The organism is Micromonospora craterilacus (assembly GCF_003236315.1).
Taxonomy (GTDB): Bacteria; Actinomycetota; Actinomycetes; order Mycobacteriales; family Micromonosporaceae; genus Micromonospora; species Micromonospora craterilacus.
The window spans coordinates 1-22663 of sequence record NZ_POTY01000106.1 but is presented as its reverse complement, the minus strand read 5'-3'; the positions used below and the strand labels follow the sequence as shown (position 1 = coordinate 22663).

Here is a 22663-nt window from a genome sequence, read left to right as displayed (position 1 = left end):
CTACTGGGGGACGCAGGGTTCTGGGTAGCCGGCGTCGGAGACCTTCCAGACCAGCTCCCGGAGGGTGGTCAGCTCCTCGGTGGTCAGCCCGGTCAAGAGTCGGGAGTCGGACAGTACGCGGTGCACCTGCTCGCGCATCCGCCGGCCGGCCTCGGTCACCAGCAGCGCCTTCTGCCGCCGGTCGGCCGGGTCGACGCGGCGCTCGACCAGCCCGGCCTGCTCCAGCTTGTCGACCAGGGCGGTGACGTTGGACCGGTCGCACCGCAGCTGGTCGGCCAGCTCGCGGGCGGGCAGCGGGCGATCCGGGTCGAGCTGGAAGAGGGCGCGGGCGACCGCCGGGGTCAGCCCCAGCGCGGCTATGTCGAGATCCTGGTGGTGCCGCAGCGCGGCGGCGACGTGCATCAGGCGGCGCACCGTGTCGCCGGCCAGCCCGGCGCGGTCGCCCGGCTCGGGGCCGGTGCGGGGGACGGTGAGCTGCGCCATGGCCCGCATCCTACTGACGACCGACCAGTCGATCATTCCTGCGATCGGGCTGCTCAGGCGGCACGTCAGCCTGAGGCGGGAAGGAGAATCAGCCGGGCAGGAAGGAGAACCGGACCTGCCGGCTGCTGTTGTCGCCGTTGGTGTCGACCAGGCAGACCGACTGCCAGGTGCCCAGCGCGAGGCGACCGCCCAGCACCGGCAGGGTGGCGTACGGGGCGACGAAGGCGGGCAGCACATGGTCGCGTCCGTGTCCCGGCGAGCCGTGCCGGTGCCGCCACCGGTCGTCGGCGGGCAGCAGGTCGTCCAGCGCGGTGAGCAGGTCGTCGTCCGAGCCGGAACCGGTCTCGATGATGGCCACCCCGGCGGTGGCGTGCGGCACGAACACGTGCAGCAGCCCGTCACCCTGGCCGGAGACGAACTGTTCGGCCTCGGTGGTGATGTCCCGGACGGTCGGCCGGGAACCGGTCCGGACGCTGATCACCTCACTGCGCATACGTCGCATTCTGCCGGCAGTCCAGATGCTGGTGCCGATGTACCCCGAACCTCTCAGTACCCGCCGGAGCCACCACCACCGGAAGAACCACCACCGGAGAAGTCACCACCACCGGAAGAGCCACCACCCGAGGAGTCACCACCACCGGATGAGCCACCACCGGAAGAGTCCCCTTCGCTGCCGACGGAACCAGGGCCGGTATCGCTCGACTGCTCGCCGGAACCCAGCGCGTCGGCGACGGCGTACACCCGACCGGAACTGCCGATGCGGCGTGGCTCTGTCGGACCGGAGCCGGCATCGGGTCCGGACATCTGTTGCGGTGACGAGGACTGGGGAATCGCCCCGCCGCCCTGACCGCTCCGGCGCTGGTACCACTGGCCGTATCGCGTCAGGGCCTTGAGATACAGCGGTACCACGACCAGCAGCAGGCCGATAAAGCCCATGGTGAGCGCGACGGATGTGAGCAGGAGCAGCTGGACGTCACCAGATCCATACTGATCTTCAGAGCGTAGCTCCGACCGCCACAGGAAGGCACCGGCAGCGCCTGCCAGGAGCAGGAATCCAACGATGCCTTTGACTGCACCCATGCGATGAGGGTAGAGGCCCCCCGCCAGGTAAAGTTACTGGTGAGTACGTGTGTCGAGCGTCGCCCTTCGGACGGGTGGACGTGACGCCGAGTGCCACGACGGGGCAGGATGGCGCTAGAGACCTATCCCACACACAACCGAGGGAACGCCTGTGGCTACGGAACGCAAGCGCCCGGTGATCACGGCCGGCCTGCCGAGCCAGCTTCCGGACATCGACCCTGAAGAGACCAGCGAATGGGTCGAGTCGCTCGACGGTGTCATCGACGAACGTGGCACCAAGCGAGCCCGCTACGTGATGCTCCGTCTGCTGGAGCGCGCCCGCGAGCGCCAGGTCGGCGTGCCGTCGCTGACCACCACCGACTACATCAACTCGATCCCGCCGGAGCGCGAACCCTGGTTCCCCGGTGACGAGCACGTCGAGCGCCGGATCCGGGCGTACGTGCGGTGGAACGCGGCGATGTTGGTGCACCGAGCGCAGCGTCCGGAGATCGGCGTCGGCGGCCACATCTCCACCTTCGCCAGCTCCGCCTCGCTGTACGAGGTGGGCTTCAACCACTTCTTCCGGGGCAAGAACCACCCGGGTGGCGGCGACCACATCTTCTACCAGGGCCACGCCTCCCCCGGCATGTACGCCCGGGCGTTCCTGGAGGGCCGGCTCAGCGAGGACCAGCTCGACGGCTTCCGGCAGGAGCTGTCGCACCCGGCCGGCGGCCTCCCGTCGTACCCGCACCCGCGGCTGATGCCGGACTTCTGGGAGTTCCCCACGGTCTCCATGGGGCTGGGCGGGCTGAACGCCATCTACCAGGCCCGGTTCAACCGGTACCTGCACCACCGGGGCATCAAGGACACCTCCGACCAGCACGTCTGGGCGTTCCTCGGGGACGGCGAGATGGACGAGCCGGAGACCCTCGGCGCGATCGGCGTGGCCGCCCGTGAGGAGCTGGACAACCTCACCTTCGTGATCAACTGCAACCTCCAGCGCCTCGACGGCCCGGTCCGCGGCAACGGCAAGGTGATGCAGGAGCTGGAGGCGTTCTTCCGGGGCGCCGGCTGGAACGTGATCAAGGTGGTCTGGGGCCGGGAGTGGGACCCGCTGCTCGCCGCCGACACCGACGGCGCACTGGTCAACCTCATGAACACCACGCCCGACGGCGACTACCAGACCTACAAGGCGGAGTCCGGGGCGTACGTGCGGGAGCACTTCTTCGGCCGGGACGCGCGTACCCGCAAGATGGTCGAGGGTCTGACCGACGACGAGATCTGGAACCTCAAGCGGGGCGGGCACGACTACCGCAAGCTCTACGCGGCCTACAAGGCGGCGACGGAGCACACCGGCCAGCCGACGGTGATCCTGGCCAAGACCATCAAGGGCTGGACGCTCGGCTCGCACTTCGAGGGCCGCAACGCCACCCACCAGATGAAGAAGCTGACGCTGGAGGACCTGAAGACCTTCCGCGACCGGCTCTACCTGGACATCCCGGACTCGGCGCTGGAGGAGAACCCGTACCTGCCGCCGTACTACCGGCCGGACGAGAAGTCCGACGAGATGCGGTACCTGCACGAGCGGCGGCAGCAGCTCGGCGGCTACCTGCCGACCCGGCGGACCAGCGCCAAGGCCCTGGACATCCCGGGCAGCGAGCGCTTCGCCGACGTCAAGCGCGGTTCGGGCAAGCAGAAGGTGGCCACCACGATGGCCTTCGTCCGCCTGCTCAAGGACCTGATGAAGGACAAGCAGTTCGGTAAGCGCTGGGTGCCGATCATCCCGGACGAGGCGCGTACCTTCGGCCTGGACTCGATCTTCCCGACCGCCAAGATCTACTCGCCGCACGGCCAGCGGTACACCTCGGTCGACCGGGACCTGTTCCTGTCCTACAAGGAGTCGACCGCCGGGCAGATCCTGCACGAGGGGATCAACGAGGCCGGCTCGGTCGCCTCGTTCACCGCGGCCGGCACGTCGTACGCCACCCACGACGAGCCGATGATCCCGATGTACATCTTCTACTCGATGTTCGGGTTCCAGCGCACCGGCGACGGCTTCTGGGCGGCGGCCGACCAGATGGCCCGCGGTTTCGTGCTCGGTGCCACCGCCGGCCGCACCACGCTCAACGGTGAGGGCCTGCAGCACGAGGACGGCCACTCCCTGCTGATCGCGGCCACCAACCCGGCGGTGGTCGCGTACGACCCGGCGTTCGCGTTCGAGATCGCGCACATCATGGAGCGCGGCCTGCACCGGATGTACGGCACGGAGCAGGAGAACGTCTTCTACTACCTGACCATCTACAACGAGCCGATCCACCAGCCGGCGGAGCCGGAGGGCGTGGACGTCGAGGGCATCGTCAAGGGCATCCACCGCTACTCCCCCGCGCCCGCACTGAACGGGAACGCGCCCCGGGCGAACCTGCTGGCCTCCGGCACCGGCATGCAGTGGGCCCTCAAGGCCCAGCAGCTGCTCGCCCAGGACTGGGGGGTGGCCGCCGACGTCTGGTCGGTGACCTCCTGGACCGAGCTGCGCCGGGACGCCATCGAGTGCGAGGAGTACAACCTCCTGCACCCGGGCGCCGAGCAGCGGGTGCCGTACATCCAGCGGAAGCTGGCCGACGCCGAGGGGCCGAAGGTCGCGGTCAGCGACTGGATGCGCGCGGTGCCGGACCTGATCTCCCGCTGGATCCCCGGCGACTGGACCTCGCTGGGCACCGACGGGTTCGGCCTGTCGGACACCCGGCACGCGCTGCGCCGGCACTTCCACGTCGACGCGGAGTCGGTCGCGGTCGCGACGCTGCGCCAGCTCGCGCTGCGCGGGGCGGTACCGGCCCACGTACCGGCCGAGGCGGCCAAGAAGTACGCCATCGACGACGTCAACGCCGCCCCGGTCGGCGAGACCGGCGGCGACAGCTAGCACAACCGCACACCCCACGGGCCCGGCACGGTAGCCACCGCGCCGGGCCCTGGTGCAAGGAAGGGCCCCTTCTTAACGCCTCGCGTAGTAAACGGGCCCACTCTTAACACGCCTCGGCGGGCCCAGGGCCGAAAGCGGTGGCGGCCCGGGTGCACCTGGTAGGGACACCGGGGCCGCCACCGTCGCGGGTGACGCCAGGACGCGGCCGCTCAGCCGACGGCGGCCAGGTCGGTCAGCCGGGCCAGCGAGTCCTCCAGATCGGCGCCGACCCGCCGCAGGCCGAGGCGGAGCAGGGCGGCCTTGACCGGACCGGCCGGCCAGCGTACGACGATGAGCCGTACGACCGTCCCGCCCTCTTCCTCGTCCGGCGTGAGCTGGACGTATATCTCAGTGCGCGCCTCCGCTCGGGCACCGGCGCCCTTGGCGCGTTCGCGCCAGCCGATCAGCGTCGGCTCCTGGTAGGCGATCACCTCGGCCTCATGCGCGGCGCCGCGTCCGGCCTGGACCAGCTGCCGCCGACCGAAGCCCTCCCCCGAGAGGACCTCGGCCGCACGGACCCCGGCCAGCCAGGCCGGCAACTGCTCGGCCCGCTGCACCACATCCCAGACCGCTTCCACCGGCGCCGCCACGTGCGCGCTGCGTTCCACGAGGATCATTTCCGTCTTCCTCCAGTGAGGACATCCCACAATATCGGCACTGTATGCGCAAAAACGGACGTATATGGACGTGTTCGTAAAAGACACGCCGAAAGGTATTGCCCTTCGGTGCAGATCCGCCTATGGACCCGAGCCCCGGCAGCCCCTAAAGTTCCGAGCACATTTCGCGTTTGCCGGGAGGGCGCATGCCGACCGCACCGATGCCCGAATTCCCCACCGGATTCCGCTGGGGCGTCTCCACGTCCGCGTACCAGATCGAGGGCGCCGCCAGCACCGACGGGCGCGGACCGTCCATCTGGGACGCCTTCGCCCACTCCGCCGGCCGGATCGTCGACGACAGCACCGGCGACGTGGCCTGCGACCACTACCACCGGTACGCCGAGGACGTCGCCCTGATGGCCGGGCTGGGCGTCACCGCGTACCGGTTCTCGGTGGCCTGGCCCCGGGTGCTCCCGACCGGCGCCGGCACGGTCAACCCCGTCGGGCTGGACTTCTACGACCGGCTGGTCGACGAACTGCTCGGGCACGGCATCGACCCGGTCGCCACGCTCTTCCACTGGGATCTCCCCCAGCCGCTGGAGGACGCCGGAGGTTGGCTGAACCGGGACACCGCCCACCGCTTCGCCGAGTACGCCGACCTGATGGCCGCCCGTCTCGGCGACCGGGTCAAGCTCTGGATCACCCTCAACGAGCCGTTCATCCACATGAGCCTCGGCCACGGCATGGGCGTACACGCGCCCGGCCGGATGCTGCTCTTCGACGCCTTCCCGGTCGCCCATCACCAACTGCTCGGCCACGGCCTCGCGGTCGCGGCGCTGCGCGCCCGCAGCGCCGCCCCGGTCGCCATCGCCAACAACTACTCGCCGGTGCGGGTGGTCGGCGGCAGCCGGGCCGACGCCACCGCCGCGACGGCCTACGAGGCGCTGCACAACCGGCTGTTCACCGACCCGCTGTTCGGTCGCGGATACCCGCCGGAGCTGGGCTTCGACACAGCTGTGGTCCGCGACGGCGACCTCGACGTCATCGCCGCGCCGATCGACGTGCTCGGCGTCAACTACTACAACCCGACCGGCGTACGCGCGCCCGAGGAGGGCTCGCCGCTCCCGTTCGAGCTGGTGCCGCTCACCGGCTACCCGCGTACCGCCTTCGACTGGCCGGTGGTCCCGGACGGGCTGCGCGAGCTGCTCGGCTGGCTGCACCGCCGCTACGGCGCGGACCTGCCACCGATCCAGATCACCGAGAGCGGCTGCGCCTACGACGACGCGGTCGACGCCGACGGCCAGGTGCACGACCCGGACCGGATCGGCTACCTGGACGGCCACCTCCGGGCGGTCCGCGCGGCGATCGACGACGGGGTCGACGTGACCGGCTACTTCGTCTGGTCGCTGCTGGACAACTGGGAGTGGGCCGAGGGCTTCACCAAACGCTTCGGCCTGGTGCACGTGGACTACCGCACCCAGCGGCGCACGCCGAAGTCGTCGTACGCCTGGCTGCGCGAGGTGATCGCGGCGGCCCGGCGGGAACCGGTCCGGTGACCACCGTCGGCCCGACCCCGACGTCGCTGCCGGCGGCGCTCGCCGAGCCGACCGTGCCGGTCCGGCGGGGGTGGATCGCGCTGCTGTTCGCCGCGAACCTCGGCGTCTGGATGGCGTTCTTCACCCCGATCCAGGTGCTGCTGCCGCAGCAGATCGGGCAGATCGCGCCGGCCAGCAAGGAGGCGATGCTGGCGGTGGTCACCGGGCTGGGCGCGCTGGCCGCGGTGATCGCCAACCCGCTCGCCGGGGCGTTGTCCGACCGGACCTGCCTGCGGCTGGGTGGGCGGGAGTTCGGCCGCCGGCACGTCTGGACCCTCGGCGGCGCGGTGCTCGGCGCGCTGGCCCTGGTGCTGCTCGCCGAGGCGCGCACCATGGTCGGGGTGGCGATCGGCTGGGTCGCCGCGCAGGTCTGCTTCAACGCGATGCTGGCCAGCCTGACCGCCGCCGTACCGGACCGGGTCCCGGTCGCGCAGCGCGGCGGCGTCTCCGGCTGGGTCGGCATCCCCCAGGCGCTGGGGCTGGTGCTCGGCGTGGTGCTGGTCACCGCCGTGGTCACCGGCAACGCTGCCGGGTACCTGGCGATCGCCGCGGCCGTGCTGCTGCTCGCGCTGCCGTTCGCCCTGCGTACGACGGATGACCCACTGCCCCGCACGCACCGGCCGGCGCTGCGCGGCCTGCTCTCGGGAATGTGGGTGTCGCCGCGCCGGCACCCCGACTTCGGCTGGGCCTGGATCACCCGGTTCCTGGTCCAGCTCGGTAACGCCTTCGGCACCCTCTACCTGCTCTACTTCCTCACCGACGAGGTGCGGATGGCCGATCCCGAGGGCGGGCTGCTGGTGCTGATCCTGCTCTACACCGCCGGCCTGATGGCCACCACGGTGGTCGCCGGCCGGCTGTCCGACCGCTCCGGCAAGCGGAAGGTCTTCGTTATCGCCGCTGGGGTGGTGATAGCGGTGGCGGCGCTGCTGCTGGCCATCGCGCCCACCTGGCCGATGGCGCTGGCCGCCGCCCTGCTGCTCGGCGCCGGCTACGGGGTGTACCTGTCGGTGGACGCCGCCCTGATCACCCAGGTGCTGCCGAGGGCCACCGACCGGGCCAAGGACCTCGGCGTGATCAACATTGCCAACTCCGCGCCCCAGGTGCTCGGCCCGGCCATTTCCGCCCCGATCGTGGTGTTTCTGGGCGGCTACCCGGCGCTGTACGCGACCACCGCCGCGGTGACCCTGCTCGGCAGCGTCCTGGTGTTGAAGATCCGTTCCGTCCCGTGACCGCCCGCAGTGTTAAAAGGGGGCCCCGGTACTACACCAGGCGATAACAAGGGGCCCCTCCTTGCATCCAGGCGGGCGGTCGTAGGCTGGGGTCGTGACGGTACGTGTGCGCTTCGCCCCTTCCCCGACCGGTATGTTCCACGTCGGCGGTGCCCGCTCGGCGCTGCAGAACTGGATCTACGCCAAGCAGCAGGGCGGGGTGTTCGTGCTGCGCATCGAGGACACCGACGCCGCGCGCAACAAGCCGGAGTGGACCGAGGGCATCCTGTCGGCGCTGGACTGGATCGGCATCTCGCGGGACAGCTACGAGGGCCCCTACTTCCAGTCCTCGTACGCCGGCGAGCACCGGGCCGCCGCGCGGCGGCTGTACGAGTCTGGCCGGGCGTACTACTGCGACTGCACCCGGGAGGCGGTGCAGGCCCGCACCGGCAACCAGTACACCGGCTACGACGGGTACTGCCGCGACCGCGGGTTGCCGCCCGGCGAGGGCCGCGCGCTGCGCTTCCGCACCCCGGACGAGGGCGCGACGGTGGTCGTCGACCTGATCCGCGGCGAGCCGACCTTCGAGAACAAGCTGATCGAGGACTTCGTCATCGCCCGCGGCGACGGCTCGCCGGTCTTCCTGCTGGCCAACGTGGTGGACGACATGACCATGGGGATCACCCACGTGATCCGGGCCGAGGAGCACCTGCCCAACACCCCCAAGCAGCAGCTGCTGTGGGACGCCCTCGGGGTCAAGCCGCCGATCTGGGCACACGTGCCGGTGGTGGTGAACGAGAAGCGGCAGAAGCTGTCCAAGCGCCGCGACAAGGTCGCCCTGGAGGCGTACCGGGACGAGGGCTACCTCGCCACCGCGATGCGCAACTACCTGATGCTGCTCGGCTGGGCGCCCTCCGGCGACCGGGAGATCGTGCCCTGGTCGGTGATCGAGGACGAGTTCCGGCTGGCGGAGGTCAACCCGTCACCGGCGTTCTTCGACGAGAAGAAGCTGCGCGCGTTCAACGGGGAGTACATCCGGGCGCTGCCGATCGAGGAGTTCGTCGAGGTCTGCCAGCCGTGGCTGACCGGCACCGGCACCATCGCGCCGCCGCCGTGGCAGCCGGAGGAGTTCGACCCGGCCGCGTTCGCCGCGGTCGCACCGCTGGCCCAGACCCGGATCGCGGTGCTCAGCGAGATCGTGCCGAACGTCGACTTCCTCTTCGTCGCCTCGCCGCTGATCGACGAGGCGGCCTGGACGAAGGCGATGAAGGACGGCTCGGCGGAGCTGCTGGACGACGCCATCGCCGCCTTCGAGGCGGTGCCGTCGTGGGACGCGGAGACGCTCAAGGCCACCCTGGAGACGGTCGGCGCGGCCCGCGGCCTCAAACTCGGCAAGGCACAGGCCCCGGTACGGGTGGCGGTCACCGGCCGTACCGTCGGGTTGCCGCTGTTCGAGTCGGTGGAGGTGCTCGGTGCCGAGCGCACCCTGACCCGGCTGCGCGCCGCCCGGGTCCGCCTCACCTGACCGACGACAAGAAGGGGGCCCTTATTAACGCCTGCGGTAGAGGAAGGGCCCCCGCTTAACACCGTGGCCGCCGGGACACGCGAGAGCAACGGCGGGACGTGTGGCAGTGCTCAGCGTCGGGCGGCGCGTCTGCGGAGCAGTCGAGCGGTTGCCAGGACGGCGAGCAGGACCACGGCCGAGAGACCCGCCCACCACCAGCCTGGGCCGGTTGACTCGGCCCTGGGCATGGGTGTTGCCTGCTTCGGTGTGGGGCTCTCCGTCGGGGTCGGTTCGGCCTCCGCCGTGGCCGCGGCGGTGGCCTCCGGGGTCGCGGTCGGCTCCGGGGTCGCGGTCGGGTCGGCGGGCGTACCGGTGGTCAGGGTGAACCGGATCTCGCCGGTGATCGGGTGACCGTCGCCGGAGAACAGCTCGTATCCAACGGTGTACAGGCCCGCCTTGCCGGGGGTGAACGGCACGCTCACCCGGTTGCCGGAGAAGCGCGGCTCGCCGCCGGCCGCCGCGACGTCCTCCGGCCCGTTAACTGTGATCTTCGTCGTAGCCGGGTCGGTCTTGGCCAGAAAGCGCAGCTCGATGCGCTCCGGTGCGGTGGCCACCCGGGCGCCGTCACGCGGATCGCTGCCGGTCAGCTGGTTGTGCGCGGCTGCCGGCGCCGCCGGCAGCAGCAACGACACGCCGACCGCCACGCCGAGAACAGCTGCCCAGGCCCGCGCCATACGCGGTATCCTGCCCCCCATCATTGCCTCCGCAAAGGTAAGATCCGCCCGCTGGTCCACGGCTGCTCGTTAGTCGAGTCGCGATCGCAGATAGTTCCAAATAGTGTTCCACCAGCTGCAACCGATCGACGTTCCGCGGAGTCTTTGAGGTGGGGCCCGTCCTGTGGGTACGGTCACCGCCGTCAACCTTCCAACGCGTGACCCCTGCAGCACAGCCACCCATCGAACGGGGCGAGGAGGCGGCATGGTCCGACGGATGAGGCGACTGGCTGGGGTCGCGATTGGCGGACTCGCGGCGCTGCTGTTGTCGTTCACCCTCGCCGAGCCGGTCAAGGCCGCGCCGAAGGCGCCACCGGCCGGGGTGGACATCAGCGGGGACGGGCTGGCCGAGCCGTTGCGGCTCCGCGCGGAGTCCCATCCCCAGCACGTCGTAGCGGTCATCGAACAGGTCACCCTCCGGGCCCTGGTCCGCCAGTCGGGCAAGCCGAAGGCGGCCGACCTCGGTCCGAAGTACACGGTCGTGGTGCTGGCCGGCGACGTTCCAAAGCAGACCTACGACCTCTACCCGGAGGCGGTGGGCGGGCCGCGGGTCTTCCGGCCGGCCAAGCAGCCGGACTCCCGCAAGACCACGGCGGCCTGGTTCCTCGGCCGGGTCAGCATGTCCGAGACGCTGCGCACCGCCGGTGTGCCGCTGGAGCGGACGTACGAGTCGGTCAGCGGCGGGGTCGGCGGGGGCGAACGGATCATCCCGGAGGACTCGCTCAACCCCGCCGAGGACATCAACGAGGCGTTCGGCGAGCTGCGGCGCCTGCTCCTGCTGAACGTCGCGGTGATGCTGGTGATCACCCTCGGGCTCGCCGGGATCGCGCTGCTGATCCGCCGCCGGACCCGCTGATCGATGCGCTGACCGACGGCTCAGGCCACTCGCGCCCCGGTACCGACCACGGCACCGGGGCGCGACGCGGCCAACCCCGCCGACGCAGCCAGCACCAGCGACCCGGCCAGCACGAACGACCCGACCAGCACCAGCAACTCGGCCAGCAGCACCAGCGACGCGGTCAGCACCAGCGACGTGGGGGACGTTCCCGCCGCGCGTTGCGGTGCGCCGGGCGGACCGGGCCGTGCCGGTGCGCGCCGGCCCAGCCGGGCAGGTGGCTGCGGCAGCCGGCAGTGGCCGGCTCGGCCTGACCCGACGGTGACGGCTCGGCGGCCAGCTGGCGGGGCGCGGCGGGCTCCGGGCCGCGCTGGCGGGGCACGGCGGGCTCGGCGGCGCGAGGCCGAGCGGGCAGGCTCTCCTCCTCGGGACGCTCGGGCGTCCACCCGGCGGCCGGTTCGACCGGATGGGTCAGGCCGGTGGGCCGGCGGTGGTGCTTGGCGGCCGGCTGCTCGTGCAGGCCCGGTCGACACGGCTCACCCTGGGCGCAACCGTGCTCGGCCTCCCCGTGCGCCATCGGCCTCTCCTCACGCTCTCGCCCTCACCCGCCGGTGCCCACCCGGACGTGCAATGTCACCGTACTGGCCGGCCCCGACGGACCGTGCAGCGCATACCCAGGTCGGGGCTCGGCGCCCCGGCGCGGCCACCCGCGACGCCTGCCGTGGAGGTCCAGGTCAGGGCATGTCAGGCTAGGCGGGTGAGTGAGTCGGGCGGGACGGACCTGTCGGCCACGCTGCGCCGGATCGAGCGCGCGGCCGGGGCGCTGGCCACGGCCAGCGTGGCCCGGATGGACGAGACGCTGCCCTGGTTCCGGGAGCTGCCCGCCGACCAGCGGTCGTGGGTGATGCTCGTGGCCCAGGCCGGTGCCCGCTCCCTGGTCCAGTGGTTGCGCTCCGGCGGCGGGACCGGGGAAGGCACCCAGGAGGTCTCCGACGAGGTGTTCGCCACGGCGCCGCAGGCGCTGGCCCGCTCGATCAGCCTCCAGCAGACCGTCGCGCTGATCAAGGTCACCATCGACGTGGTCGAGGAGCAGGTCGGCCACCTCGCCGCCCCCGGCGAGGAGCCGCAGCTGCGCGAGGCGGTGCTGCGGTTCAGCCGGGAGATCGCCTTCGCCGCCGCCCGGGTGTACGCCCGGGCCGCCGAGTCGCGCGGTTCCTGGGACGCCCGCCTACAGGCCCTGCTGGTGGACGCGCTGTTGCGCGGCGACTCCCCGGACGTGCTGGCCAGCCGGGCCGCCGCGCTCGGCTGGACGGACGCGCCGCCGGTGGCGGTGGCGGTCGGCCGGTCGCCCGGCGGCGAGGTCGACGCCGTGCTGCACACCGTCTACCGCCAGGCCCGGCGGATCGGGGTCGAGGTGATCGGCGGCGTGCACGGCGACCGCCTGGTGATCGTGCTCGGCGGGGCGGCGGAGCCGGTCGCGGCCACGGCGAAGCTGCTGACCGCCTTCGGCGAGGGGCCGGTGGTGGTCGGCCCGGCGGTGCCGAGCCTGGACGAGGCCACCGAGTCGGCCCGGGCGGCGCTGGCCGGCTACCGGGCGGCGCCGGCCTGGCCGGCCGCGCCCCGGCCGGTCCACGCCGGCGACCTGCTGCCCGAGCGGGCCCTCGCGGGCGACGCCGAGGCCCGCCGGAGGCTGCGCCACGACGTGTACGCGACGCTGGTCCGCGCCGGCGGCGAGCTGTTGGAGACGCTGGACGCCTTCTTCGCCGCGGGCGGTACGCTGGAGAGCGCCGCGCGGGCGCTGTACGTGCACCCGAACACCGTGCGCTACCGGTTGCGGCGGATCTCCGAGGTCACCGGTTTCAGCCCGCTGACCGCCCGGGACGCCTTCGCCCTGCGGGTCGCGCTGACCGTGGGCCGGCTGGATCCGGTGGTGCCAGCCCAGACATTGACCCCACCGGTCGGCAAAAGATCACAGTCTGGCGATGACCAACGCCAATCTTTGTAGGATCTCTCCAAAGGTACTAGTGCGGTTTGGTGGCAGCCGGCACAGCGCAACCCATGGGTATCCGGGAGAGTCATAGACGTGCTCGCCGTACTCTGCCCCGGCCAGGGTTCTCAGAAACCCGGCTTCCTGACGCCCTGGCTCGACCTGACCGGCGCCGAGTCCCGGTTGCGCTGGTGGTCCGCGCTGGCCGGCGTCGACCTGGTGCACCTGGGCACCGCCGCCGACGCCGACGAGATCCGGGACACCGCCCGGACCCAACCGCTGCTGGTCGCCGCGGCGCTGCTCGCCGCCGAGCACCTGCCGATGTACGACGTCGCACTGACCGCGGGGCACAGCGTCGGTGAGCTCGGCGCGGCGGCGCTGGCCGGCGTACTGCCGGCCGAGACGGCGATCACCCTGGCCGGCGTACGCGGCCGGGAGATGGCCGCCGCCTGCGCGCTGGAGCCGACCAGCATGGCCGCCGTGCTCGGCGGCGACCCGGACGAGGTGGTCGCCGCGATCACCGGGCACGGGCTGTACCCGGCCAACCGCAACGGCAGCGGTCAGATCGTCGCCGCCGGCGCGGTCGCCGGGCTGGAGAAGCTCGCCGCCGAGCCACCGACCCGGGCCCGGGTCATCCGGCTCCAGGTGGCCGGAGCGTTCCACACCCCGTACATGGCCCCGGCGGAGGCGGCGTTGGCCACGGTCGCGGCCGGGATCATCCCGACCGACCCGACCCGGATCCTGCTGTCCAACCTCGACGGCGCGGCGGTCAACCACGGCCGGGAGATCCTTCAGCGGCTGGTCCGCCAGGTCACCGCCCCGGTCCGCTGGGACCTCTGCATGACCACCCTCGCCGACCTCGGCGTGACCGGCGTGATCGAGCTGCCGCCCGCCGGCACGCTCGCCGGGCTGGTCAAGCGCGAGCTCAAGGGTGCCGGCGCGCCGGAGATCGTCACCCTGAACACGCCGGACGACCTGCCCGCCGCGCGCGACCTGATCGCCCGGCACGGCATGCCGCCCAGCCACGAGCCGGCCATCGCGTTCCGCGTCGTGGTGGCCCCCTCGGCCGGTACCTTCGTGCCCACCGAGCAGCTCGCCGAGGGTGACACGGTCCGCGCCGGGCAGATCATCGGCCACGTCGCCACCCGACAGGGTCCGGCCGAGGTGACCGCCCACGACAGCGGCGTGCTCACCGAGTGGCTCGCCCACCACGACGACCCGGTCGCCCCGGGCCAACCGCTCGCCCGCATCGGAGGCCACGCATGACCGGCAGCAGGATTGTCTCGCTGGGGCACTACCAGCCGTCCCGGGTGGTGACCAACGACGAGATCGCCCAGCTGGTGGAGACCAGTGACGAGTGGATCCGGGACCGGGTCGGCATCGTCTCCCGGCGGATCGCCGGTGACGAGACGGTCGCCGACATGGCCGCGGCCGCCGCCGACAAGGCGCTGGCCAACTCCGGCCTGACCGCCGCCGACATCGACCTGGTCGTGGTCGCCACCTGCACCTCGGTCGACCGCAGCCCGAACGTGGCCTGCCGGGTCGCGGCCAAGCTGGGCATCAACTCGCCCGGGGCGTTCGACGTCAACACCGCCTGCTCCGGCTTCGCGTACGGCCTGGGCATCGTGGACCACGCGATCCGGGCCGGTGCGACCCGCAACGCGATCGTGATCGGTGCCGAGAAGCTGTCCGAGTTCACCGACTGGACCGACCGCTCCACCTGCATCATCTTCGCCGATGGCGCGGGCGCCGCCGTGGTCACCGCCGCCGCCGAGGACGAGTCGGCCGGCGTGGGCCCGGTGGTCTGGGGCTCGGTGCCCGAGCGCGGCGACGCGGTACGCATCGAGGGCTGGCGGCCGTACGTCGCGCAGGAGGGCCAGACGGTGTTCCGCTGGGCCACCACGGCGCTGGCCCCGCTGGCGTTGCAGGCGTGCGAGCGGGCCGGGGTCGACCCGTCCGAGCTGGCCGCGTTCGTCCCGCACCAGGCCAACTCCCGGATCATCGACGGGATCGCCAAGCGGCTGAACATCCCGCAGGCGATCATCGCCAAGGACATCGTCGAGTCCGGCAACACCTCCGCGGCCAGCATCCCGCTGGCCCTGTCCAAGCTGGTCGAGCGCCGCGAGGTGCCCTCGGGCGCACCGGTGCTGCTGTTCGGCTTCGGCGGCGGCCTGACCTACGCCGGTCAGGTCGTCCGCTGCCCCTGATACCCCCACGGCGCGCCAGCGCCGAGGAGCGACAGGCGGCGTCGCCGCCGTCGAGAGAAACCCGATGAGAGGAACCAACCGCAATGACCCGTGACGAGATCACCGCCGGCCTCGCCGAGATCCTCGAAGAGGTTGCCGGGGTGAACCCGGACGACGTGGCCGAGGGGAAGTCCTTCACCGACGACCTGGACGTCGACTCGCTCTCCATGGTGGAGGTCGTGGTGGCGGCCGAGGAGAAGTTCGGCGTCAAGATCCCGGACAACGAGGTGCAGAACCTCAAGACGGTCGGGGACGCCGTCAGCTACATCGAGGCGCAGTCCTGATCATGAGTCGCACCGACGTCGTCGTCACCGGGCTCGGCGCGACCACCCCGCTGGGCGGGGACGTCGCGTCGACCTGGGACGCCATGCTCGCCGGCCGCTCCGGGGTGAGTGCGCTCACCCAGGAGTGGGCCGCGCAGCTGCCGGTCCGGATCGCCGGCCAGCTCGCGGTCGATCCGGCCAATCTGCTGGACCGGGTCAAACTGCGCCGGCTGGACCGCTCCGAGGCGATCGCACTGATCGCCGCCCATCAGGCCTGGGCGGACGCCGGCCTGGCCGACTCCGGGTTGGACCCGGAGCGGCTGGGCGTCAGCGTCGGCTCCGGCATCGGCGGCGCCGTGACCCTGCTCGCGCAGGACGACATCCTGGAGGCCTCCGGCCCCCGCCGGGTGTCCCCGCACACCGTGCCCATGCTGATGCCCAACGGCCCGGCCGCCTGGGTGGGCCTGGAACTCGGTGCGCAGGCCGGCGTGCACTCGGTGGCCAGCGCCTGCGCCACCGGCGCGGAGGCGATCGCGCTGGGCCTGGACATGATCCGGGCCGGCCGCGCCGACGTGGTGGTGGCCGGCGGCACCGAAGCGGTGATCCACCCGCTGCCGATCGCCGGCTTCGCCTCGATGCGGGCCATGTCGACCCGCAACGACGAGCCGGAGCGGGCCTCCCGGCCGTGGGACAAGAACCGGGACGGATTCGTCCTCGGCGAGGGCGCCGGCATCGTGGTGCTGGAGCGGGCCGAGCACGCCGCCGCCCGGGGCGCCCGGGTGTACGCGCGGCTGGCCGGGGCCGGCATCACCTCCGACGGCTACGACATCGTCCAGCCGCACCCGGAGGGGGCCGGCGCGATCCGGGCCATCGCCAAGGCGATCGCCGACGCGGGCGTGGCCAAGGCCGACATCACCCACGTCAACGCGCACGCCACGTCGACGCCGGTGGGCGACCTGGCCGAGATCAAGGCGCTGCACCGCGCCCTGGGTGACCATCCGGTGCTGACCGCCACCAAGTCGATGTCCGGGCACCTGCTCGGCGCGGCCGGCGCGCTGGAGTCGATCGCGACGATCCTGGCCATCCGCGACAGCGTGGTGCCGCCGACGATCAACCTGGACGACCCGGACGACGGCCTCGACCTCGAGGTGGTCGCCGGCAAGGCACGCCAGCTGGACATCCCCGCCGCGCTGAACAACTCGTTCGGCTTCGGCGGTCACAACGTGGCTCTGGTCTTCACCCGGGACTGAGCCCCACAGCCGGGGAGGCGCACGTGAGTAGCACCGTTGCCGGTGCCGAGACATCCGCCGTGGATCATCGGGACCCCGAGGTTCGGCTCCGTGCCCTCTTCGACGCTGGGTCGCTGCGCCTGCTGGCGCCCCGGGACACCTCGGGCGTGCTCTGGGCGCGTGGCGAGATCGAGGGCACGCCCGCGATCGCGTACGCCACCGACGCGACGAGGATGGGTGGGGCGATGGGCACCGACGGGTGCCGGCACATCGTCGACGCTATCGACACCGGGGTACGGGAGCGGGTGCCGGTGCTCGGCCTCTGGCACTCCGGCGGTGCCCGGCTGGCCGAGGGCGTGGTCGCGCTCGACGCCGTCGGGCAGGTGTTCGCCGCCATGGTCCGGGCCTCCGGCCGGGTGCCGCAGATCTCCGTGGTGCTCGGCCCGGCGGCCGGTGGCGCGGCGTACGGGCCGGCGCTGACCGACGTCGTGGTGATGAGCGGTGCGGGCCGGATCTTCGTGACCGGTCCCGAGGTGGTCCGCAGCGTCACCGGCGAGCAGGTCGACATGGAGCGCCTCGGTGGCCCCGAGCCGCACGGCCGGCGCTCCGGCGTGGTGCACGTGACCTGCTCCGACGACGAGCAGGCGATGGCCGAGTCGCGCAGACTCGCCGCGCTGCTCGGCCGCCAGGGCCGGCTGTCCCCCGACGACGTGCCCGCCACCGCCGAGGGCGGGCACGACCTGGCCGCGAGGATGCCGGCCGAGGCCAATCGGGCGTACGACGTCAGGCCGGTGGTCAAGGCACTGCTCGACGCACCGGGCGTGGAACTGCACGCCAAGTGGGCACCGAACGTCGTCACCACGCTGGGCCGGTTCGCCGGCCGCACGGTCGGCGTCATCGCGAACAACCCGCTGCGCCTCGGTGGCTGCCTCGACGCGTCCAGCGCCGAGAAGGCGGCCCGGTTCGTGCGGATGTGCGACTCGCTCGGCGTACCACTGATCGTGCTGGTCGACGTGCCGGGCTACCTGCCCGGGCTGGGCCAGGAGTGGGACGGCGTGGTGCGCCGGGGGGCCAAGCTGCTGCACGCCTTCGCCGAGGCGGTGGTGCCGCGGGTGACCCTGGTGACCCGCAAGGCGTACGGCGGGGCGTACATCGCGATGAACTCCCGCTCGCTCGGTGCGACCGCGGTGTTCGCCTGGCCGAACGCGGAGGTCGCGGTGATGGGGGCCAGCGCGGCGGTGAACATCCTGCACCGCAAGAAGCTGGCCGCGGCACCGGCCGAGGAGCGGGAGGCGCTGCGCGCCCAGCTGATCGAGGAGCAGACCCGGGTCGCCGGTGGCGTGAACCGGGCGCTGGAGATCGGCGTGGTGGACGACGTGATCACGCCGGAGCAGACCCGCCGGCGGCTCGCCGAGGCCCTGGCGTCCGCGCCGGCCGCCCGTGGTGCGCACGGCAACATCCCGCTGTAGCAGATCGACGTACCGGCCCCCGGCCGACGCCTCCGGGTGTCGGCCCGGGGGCCTCGTCGTGCTCCGCTTGACCCTCCAGCGGCTGGAACGTGCAGAGTGACCTGGTGACCGACCTGTTCACCATCGGGCAGCTGGCGCGCCGGACCGGGCTGTCCGTGCGGACCATCCGCTTCTGGTCCGACCTGGACCTGCTGTCCCCGACCACTCGCTCCGGCGGTGGCTACCGGCTCTACGACGCGGTCGCGGTGGCCCGGCTGGAGCTGCTGCGCAGCCTACGTGATCTGGGGATCGGCCTGGACGACGTGCGTCGGATCCTGGAACGGCAGACCAGCGTCCGGGAGGTGGCGCAGGCGCACGTCCGGGCGCTCGACACGGAGATCCGGACGCTGCGGCTGCGCCGGGCGGTGCTGCGGTCGGTCACCCGACGTGGCAGTACGACCGAGGAGTTGAGACTGATGAACGACCTGGCCCGCCTCTCCGCTCAGGAGCGGCAGCAGATCATCGACGACTTCGTCGCCGAGGTCTTCGCCGGCCTCGACGGCGGTCCCGACGCCGGCCTGGCCCAGGCGATGCGCACGATGCCCGCGGAGCTACCCGACGAGCCCAGCGACGCCGAGGTGGACGCCTGGCTGGAACTCGCCGAACTGGTCGCCGACCCGGACTTCCGTCGCCGGGTACGCGAGATGGCGGAGGCCGGGTCGGCAGAGGCCGCCACCCCACCCCCGGAGCCGCTGCGGTCGATCGAGGTGGCCCGCCAGGCGCTCGACGCCGGTGTCACCCCCGACTCCGACCAGGCGCGGGCGGTGCTGGACGAGATGGTCGACCCGACGCTCTCCGCGCCGGAGCGACGCCGGCTGGCCGAGGAGATGGCCACGTTCACCGACCGCCGGGTGGAGCGGTACTGGCAGCTCATCGGGGTGCTCAACCGTCGGCCACCGTTCCCGCCCGCCGTGCCGGTGGTGGAGTGGCTGATCGCCGCGCTGCGGGCGAGCCGCTGAAGGATTTGACCTCGGGCGCTGACCCGGCGCGGCGGGTCGACCGTGCGCTGCGAGCTGGACGGCCGAGCGGTCACCCCGGGTTTCGTGCGGGTGTGGACCATCGACGGCACCGGCATCCCGGCCCGGCAGGCGCTGGAGGCGTTCGTCAACGCCGGGGAGGGGCTGACCGAGCCGCAATACCGCGAGACCCGCGCCGGTGACCTCGACGTGGTCGAGGCGACCTGGCTGAGTCGGCGGATGCTGGCCGACGAGGACATCCGGGAGTGGGCGCTGGCCGTCGAGGTGGGTGACCGGACGGTGCTGGTCGAGGCGAGCAGCACCAGCTTCGGCGAGCCGACCGACCTGCTGCCGGCGTACCGACTGGCCCGCGACACCATCGCCGGCCCGGCCTGATCCGCGGCGTCAGTCCGGGCAGGTGGTGGCGGGCAGCCCGGTCACCTTGACCGGGGAACGCCCCGGCGGGCTGGCCTTGCCGGCGAGCACGTCGGCGAGCGCGGCCATCGAGGCCCGGCTCGACGAGTAGGTGGCCAGCAGGGTCGGCGACGTCGCCCGGGCCAGCACGTACGGGGTGTCCATGGCGACCGTGACGGCCGCGTCGTCCCGCAGGTCGGCGGCGCCGTCGCCGTACCCGACCAGGTGGACGACGGTGCCGCCGCTGGGCACCACCTTCACCCCGGCCGCGGTCAGCGCCTCGGTCAACGCGGCCCGGGTGTGCGCCCGGCCGCCGGAGGAGGTGACCGTGACCGGGCCACGCACCCCGGTGCTGTCGCACCGGCCGCGCAGCACGGTGACCGCGGCGGCGGCCAGCGCACCGGCCGCCTTCCGGTGCGCCGGGGTGTTCAGCGTGGACAGCTCCGGCTGCTCCCCGCCGGCCAGGGTGAACTTCATGGTCAGCACGCGGGTGGCCGCCTCCACCAGCCGGGCCCGGGGCAGCGAGCCGTCCCGCAGCGCCGCCAGCAGCCCGTCGTACGCCTGGCCGACGTTCGGCGGCATGAGGATCAGGTCGTTGCCGGCCTTCAGCGCGCGTACCGCGGCCTCCCCCGGTGACCAGCGGCGGGCCGGCGGCATGTTCATCCCGTCGGTGATGACCACGCCCTGGAAGCCGAGTTGCCCGCGCAGCACCTCGGTGAGCAGCTTGTACGAGAAGGTGGCGGCCACGCCCGGGTCGACCGACTGCACGTCGAGGTGGGCGGACATCACCGCCAGGGCCCCGGCCTCGATGCCGGCGGTGAACGGCGGCCACGCCTCGGTCTCCAGCGTCTTGCGCGGCTGGCCGAGCACGGGCAGGTCCTTGTGCGAGTCGTCGGCGCTGTGGCCGTGCCCCGGGAAGTGCTTGACGGTGGCCGCCACACCGGCCGCCTGCAACCCCCGCACCGCGCCGCCGACCTGCTCCGCCGCCCGCTGCGGGTCCGCGCCGAACGACCGGGACCCGATCACCGTGCTGCGGGTGACCAGTACGTCGGCGACCGGCGCGAAGTCGAGGTTGATCCCCATCGCGGCGAGTTCGGTGCCGGCGGCCCGCCAGGCGGCCTCGGTCAACGCAGGGTCACCGGCGGCGCCGGCGGCGAGCGCGCTGGGCAGCATGGTCACCCCGTCGGTGATCCGGGTGACCACCCCGTACTCCTGGTCGGTGCCGATCAGGAAGGGCGCCGCCCCGGCGGGCAGCTTCCCGGCGGCCGTACGCAGCCCGGTGGTCAGCTCCCGGACCTGCTTCGGGTTGTCGACGTTGGTGGTCGCCTGGTTGCTCTGGGTGGGGTCGTCCGCGCTGAAGCCCACCAGGATCAGCCCGCCGAGGCGGTACTTCTCGATCATTTCAGCCGGGGTGTCCACGCCGGCCAGGGCCTGGTTGCCGGTCGCCGAGCCGGCCGAGACCTCGGTCGCCCGGTCGCCGTACGCGTAGGGCATCAGCACCTGGCCGACCAGGTCCTCGTCGGCGAGGTCGGCGATCAGCGCGGCGGCCCGGGTGGCCGGATCGTCCGGCGGCGCGCTCGACGGCGGGGCGGGATCCGTGGCCGGGGCGGACGACGGGGCCGAGCCCGGTCGCTGCCCGGGCGCGGAGCACCCGGAGCCGAGCAGTGCGATCACGGCGACAAGCGCGGCGGTGACGCGCCGAGGGGTAGGCGACACGCGGACCATCCCACCAGCTCACCGCGTATCGGGGCAACTCGACCTTGCCCAGGCCGTCGCCCCGGGTCGCTCAGCCGACCCCGGGCCGTCGCCCTGAACCGCTCAGCCGACCCCGAGCCGTCGCCGTGGGCCGCTCAGCCGACCCGGGTGAGCAGGGTCACCGGCGCGCCGTCCCCGGCGTAGCGGTACGGCTCCAGCTCGGCGTCCCACGCGCTGCCGAGCGCCTTGTCGAGGGCGTGCGCGAGGGCCTCCGGCCCCCGCGCGGCCGCCATGATGCTGCGTAGTCGGTCCTCGCCGAGCTGAATGTCCCCGGCGGCGCCGACGGTGGCCCGGAACAGCCCTCGGCCTGGGACGTACATGAAGCGTTCGCCGTCGGCCCCCGGACTGGGCTCCTCGGTTACCTCGAAACGGATCATGGGCCACTGCCGGAGGGCAGCGGCCAGTTCGGCGCCCGTTCCCGGGCGGCCGGACCACCCGCACTCGGCCCGGCGGGAGCCGGGATCGACGGGTTGAGCCGTCCACTGCAGATTGACCGGCGCGGCGAGGACGCGCGCGATCGCCCACTCGACGTGTGAGCACACGGCGAGCGGGGTCGAGTGGACATATACGACGCCACGCGTTGGCACGGTGACCTCCCGGAGAGCGAGGTGCGTCTTCCCCTACGACCTCACCCGGGCCGGGTGCGTTGCTTGGAACACATGATGACTGGTGTGACGGATGGTGCGCCAGGGAATCGCCGAATCCGCCGGCCGGAATACCCGGACAGGTGACTGCCGTTCCACCTCGTGACGCCGCGATGACCAGCCGGGATCGTGGGTCGTGTACAGTTCCATCGGCGGCCTGTGCCGCGTACGTCTTTCGCGGGGTCACCCCTCCGGTGTCACCCGCACAGCCCCCGGACATACCCGTCCTCCGTACGTCTTGCAAGGAGTACCTCCGTGGCGAGCAACACCTCTAAGACCGCGCGCGCGTCAGTCCGGGCCGGCCAGGCTGGCCAGGGTGGCGCACTCAGCGTGCTGGGCGAGTTCAAGTACGTCATCCCGCTCAACGGCGGCAAGCACGCCTACGTGCGGAACCTGACCAACGGCAAGACCGCGCACCTGCGCACCGACTCCGAGGCCTTCATCGAGGAGATCCGGACGCTGGCCACCGCCGGTCACGCCACCAAGATCCGGGCGGAGATCAACAACCTCAACGTCCTCCACCCGGGCGACGGCTGGGACGCCACCGAGAAGCGCCTGGTCGAGGCCGGCGTCTTCGAGGGCTGAGCCCCTCCCCAGGCACCACACGAACGCCCGCCGGCCCCGCCGGCGGGCGTTCGCACATCTCCCCCTC

23 protein-coding genes are annotated in these 22663 nt (G+C 72.4%); 14 read left to right on the top strand and 9 right to left on the bottom strand.

Annotated features, from left to right (window positions below; genetic code table 11):
* From C1I95_RS17870 to C1I95_RS17860, 3 genes are all read right to left on the bottom strand, one after another.
* On the bottom strand, positions 1 to 483 hold the full coding sequence (locus tag C1I95_RS17870; protein ID WP_111214953.1) for a MarR family winged helix-turn-helix transcriptional regulator: 483 nt from the start codon (positions 481 to 483) through the stop codon (positions 1 to 3).
* A gap of 88 nt (positions 484 to 571) precedes the next feature.
* Positions 572 to 976 carry a YjbQ family protein gene (locus C1I95_RS17865; RefSeq protein WP_199523799.1) on the bottom strand — a complete coding sequence of 135 codons (405 nt, stop codon included), beginning with the start codon at positions 974 to 976 and terminating at the stop codon, positions 572 to 574.
* A 53-nt stretch (positions 977 to 1029) separates the two neighbouring features.
* The gene (locus C1I95_RS17860) at positions 1030 to 1563 is read right to left on the bottom strand and encodes a hypothetical protein (RefSeq protein ID WP_146605754.1); all 534 of its coding nucleotides are present in this window, start codon (positions 1561 to 1563) and stop codon (positions 1030 to 1032) included.
* 151 nt (positions 1564 to 1714) lie between these two features.
* Between C1I95_RS17860 and aceE the strand changes: the two genes are divergently transcribed.
* Positions 1715 to 4459: a pyruvate dehydrogenase (acetyl-transferring), homodimeric type gene (aceE, locus tag C1I95_RS17855; RefSeq protein ID WP_111214947.1), complete on the top strand. Its 2745-nt coding sequence runs from the start codon at positions 1715 to 1717 to the stop codon at positions 4457 to 4459.
* 209 nt (positions 4460 to 4668) lie between these two features.
* On the opposite strand, the gene C1I95_RS17850 is transcribed toward aceE, so the two are convergent.
* On the bottom strand, positions 4669 to 5115 hold the full coding sequence (locus tag C1I95_RS17850; RefSeq protein ID WP_111214946.1) for an SRPBCC family protein: 447 nt from the start codon (positions 5113 to 5115) through the stop codon (positions 4669 to 4671).
* Positions 5116 to 5300: 185 nt separating this feature from the next.
* On the opposite strand from C1I95_RS17850, the gene C1I95_RS17845 reads away from it, so the two are divergent.
* From C1I95_RS17845 to gltX, 3 genes are all read left to right on the top strand, one after another.
* Positions 5301 to 6650, top strand: coding sequence for a GH1 family beta-glucosidase (locus tag C1I95_RS17845; protein ID WP_233513723.1), 1350 nt, complete (start codon positions 5301 to 5303; stop codon positions 6648 to 6650).
* Complete coding sequence (locus C1I95_RS17840) at positions 6647 to 7918, top strand: MFS transporter (RefSeq protein ID WP_111214945.1); 1272 nt, start codon at positions 6647 to 6649, stop codon at positions 7916 to 7918. Before C1I95_RS17845 ends, C1I95_RS17840 begins: the two co-directional genes overlap by 4 nt.
* A 94-nt stretch (positions 7919 to 8012) precedes the next feature.
* Entirely contained in the window at positions 8013 to 9422 is a 1410-nt protein-coding gene (gltX, locus tag C1I95_RS17835) for a glutamate--tRNA ligase (RefSeq protein WP_111214944.1), read from the top strand.
* 110 nt (positions 9423 to 9532) lie between these two features.
* Here the strand turns inward: gltX and C1I95_RS17830 are convergent, their stop codons facing one another.
* The gene (locus C1I95_RS17830) at positions 9533 to 10135 is read right to left on the bottom strand and encodes a copper resistance CopC family protein (protein WP_233513722.1); all 603 of its coding nucleotides are present in this window, start codon (positions 10133 to 10135) and stop codon (positions 9533 to 9535) included.
* A gap of 244 nt (positions 10136 to 10379) precedes the next feature.
* Between C1I95_RS17830 and C1I95_RS17825 the strand changes: the two genes are divergently transcribed.
* Positions 10380 to 11030, top strand: a complete 651-nt coding sequence (locus C1I95_RS17825; RefSeq protein ID WP_111214943.1) for a hypothetical protein — start codon at positions 10380 to 10382, stop codon at positions 11028 to 11030.
* A gap of 20 nt (positions 11031 to 11050) precedes the next feature.
* Here the strand turns inward: C1I95_RS17825 and C1I95_RS35285 are convergent, their stop codons facing one another.
* Both C1I95_RS35285 and C1I95_RS17820 read right to left on the bottom strand, forming a co-directional pair.
* Complete coding sequence (locus tag C1I95_RS35285; RefSeq protein WP_158566419.1) at positions 11051 to 11200, bottom strand: hypothetical protein; 150 nt, start codon at positions 11198 to 11200, stop codon at positions 11051 to 11053.
* Entirely contained in the window at positions 11194 to 11586 is a 393-nt protein-coding gene (locus C1I95_RS17820; protein WP_111214942.1) for a hypothetical protein, read from the bottom strand. Before C1I95_RS17820 ends, C1I95_RS35285 begins: the two co-directional genes overlap by 7 nt.
* A 144-nt stretch (positions 11587 to 11730) precedes the next feature.
* On the opposite strand from C1I95_RS17820, the gene C1I95_RS17815 reads away from it, so the two are divergent.
* From C1I95_RS17815 to C1I95_RS17780, 8 genes are all read left to right on the top strand, one after another.
* The gene (locus C1I95_RS17815) at positions 11731 to 13014 is read left to right on the top strand and encodes a PucR family transcriptional regulator (RefSeq protein WP_325048843.1); all 1284 of its coding nucleotides are present in this window, start codon (positions 11731 to 11733) and stop codon (positions 13012 to 13014) included.
* 78 nt (positions 13015 to 13092) lie between these two features.
* Positions 13093 to 14262, top strand: coding sequence for an acyltransferase domain-containing protein (locus C1I95_RS17810; RefSeq protein WP_111214940.1), 1170 nt, complete (start codon positions 13093 to 13095; stop codon positions 14260 to 14262).
* Positions 14259 to 15203, top strand: coding sequence for a beta-ketoacyl-ACP synthase III (locus C1I95_RS17805; protein WP_111214939.1), 945 nt, complete (start codon positions 14259 to 14261; stop codon positions 15201 to 15203). Before C1I95_RS17810 ends, C1I95_RS17805 begins: the two co-directional genes overlap by 4 nt.
* 83 nt (positions 15204 to 15286) lie before the next feature.
* Positions 15287 to 15526: an acyl carrier protein gene (locus C1I95_RS17800; protein WP_007072348.1), complete on the top strand. Its 240-nt coding sequence runs from the start codon at positions 15287 to 15289 to the stop codon at positions 15524 to 15526.
* A gap of 2 nt (positions 15527 to 15528) precedes the next feature.
* Complete coding sequence (gene fabF, locus C1I95_RS17795; RefSeq protein ID WP_111214938.1) at positions 15529 to 16755, top strand: beta-ketoacyl-ACP synthase II; 1227 nt, start codon at positions 15529 to 15531, stop codon at positions 16753 to 16755.
* A gap of 23 nt (positions 16756 to 16778) precedes the next feature.
* Positions 16779 to 18203, top strand: coding sequence for an acyl-CoA carboxylase subunit beta (locus tag C1I95_RS17790; protein ID WP_111214937.1), 1425 nt, complete (start codon positions 16779 to 16781; stop codon positions 18201 to 18203).
* A gap of 104 nt (positions 18204 to 18307) precedes the next feature.
* A complete protein-coding gene (locus C1I95_RS17785; RefSeq protein ID WP_199523798.1) occupies positions 18308 to 19201 on the top strand; it encodes a helix-turn-helix domain-containing protein in 894 nt (297 codons plus the stop codon).
* 18 nt (positions 19202 to 19219) lie between these two features.
* Positions 19220 to 19594 carry a lipoprotein gene (locus C1I95_RS17780; protein WP_267900704.1) on the top strand — a complete coding sequence of 125 codons (375 nt, stop codon included), beginning with the start codon at positions 19220 to 19222 and terminating at the stop codon, positions 19592 to 19594.
* 9 nt (positions 19595 to 19603) lie between these two features.
* On the opposite strand, the gene C1I95_RS17775 is transcribed toward C1I95_RS17780, so the two are convergent.
* Complete coding sequence (locus tag C1I95_RS17775; protein ID WP_111214935.1) at positions 19604 to 21337, bottom strand: glycoside hydrolase family 3 protein; 1734 nt, start codon at positions 21335 to 21337, stop codon at positions 19604 to 19606.
* 125 nt (positions 21338 to 21462) lie between these two features.
* The gene (locus tag C1I95_RS17770; protein WP_111214934.1) at positions 21463 to 21954 is read right to left on the bottom strand and encodes a DUF3145 domain-containing protein; all 492 of its coding nucleotides are present in this window, start codon (positions 21952 to 21954) and stop codon (positions 21463 to 21465) included.
* Between the two features lie 312 nt (positions 21955 to 22266).
* Here C1I95_RS17770 and C1I95_RS17765 point away from each other — a divergent pair, with 312 nt between their 5' ends.
* On the top strand, positions 22267 to 22596 hold the full coding sequence (locus tag C1I95_RS17765) for a hypothetical protein (RefSeq protein ID WP_111214933.1): 330 nt from the start codon (positions 22267 to 22269) through the stop codon (positions 22594 to 22596).
* The last annotated feature ends 67 nt before the right edge of the window (positions 22597 to 22663 follow it).

What these genes read in the sequence shown, in the direction of transcription:
- C1I95_RS17870 (WP_111214953.1), bottom strand. Translation starts at nt 483, where the DNA reads ATGGCGCAGCTCACCGTCCCCCGCACCGGCCCCGAGCCGGGCGACCGC.
- C1I95_RS17865 (WP_199523799.1), bottom strand. Translation starts at nt 976, where the DNA reads ATGCGCAGTGAGGTGATCAGCGTCCGGACCGGTTCCCGGCCGACCGTC.
- C1I95_RS17860 (WP_146605754.1), bottom strand. Translation starts at nt 1,563, where the DNA reads ATGGGTGCAGTCAAAGGCATCGTTGGATTCCTGCTCCTGGCAGGCGCT.
- C1I95_RS17850 (WP_111214946.1), bottom strand. Translation starts at nt 5,115, where the DNA reads ATGATCCTCGTGGAACGCAGCGCGCACGTGGCGGCGCCGGTGGAAGCG.
- C1I95_RS17845 (WP_233513723.1), top strand. Translation starts at nt 5,301, where the DNA reads ATGCCGACCGCACCGATGCCCGAATTCCCCACCGGATTCCGCTGGGGC.
- C1I95_RS17830 (WP_233513722.1), bottom strand. Translation starts at nt 10,135, where the DNA reads ATGGCGCGGGCCTGGGCAGCTGTTCTCGGCGTGGCGGTCGGCGTGTCG.
- C1I95_RS17825 (WP_111214943.1), top strand. Translation starts at nt 10,380, where the DNA reads ATGGTCCGACGGATGAGGCGACTGGCTGGGGTCGCGATTGGCGGACTC.
- C1I95_RS17820 (WP_111214942.1), bottom strand. Translation starts at nt 11,586, where the DNA reads ATGGCGCACGGGGAGGCCGAGCACGGTTGCGCCCAGGGTGAGCCGTGT.
- C1I95_RS17805 (WP_111214939.1), top strand. Translation starts at nt 14,259, where the DNA reads ATGACCGGCAGCAGGATTGTCTCGCTGGGGCACTACCAGCCGTCCCGG.
- C1I95_RS17800 (WP_007072348.1), top strand. Translation starts at nt 15,287, where the DNA reads ATGACCCGTGACGAGATCACCGCCGGCCTCGCCGAGATCCTCGAAGAG.
- fabF (WP_111214938.1), top strand. Translation starts at nt 15,529, where the DNA reads ATGAGTCGCACCGACGTCGTCGTCACCGGGCTCGGCGCGACCACCCCG.
- C1I95_RS17775 (WP_111214935.1), bottom strand. Translation starts at nt 21,337, where the DNA reads ATGGTCCGCGTGTCGCCTACCCCTCGGCGCGTCACCGCCGCGCTTGTC.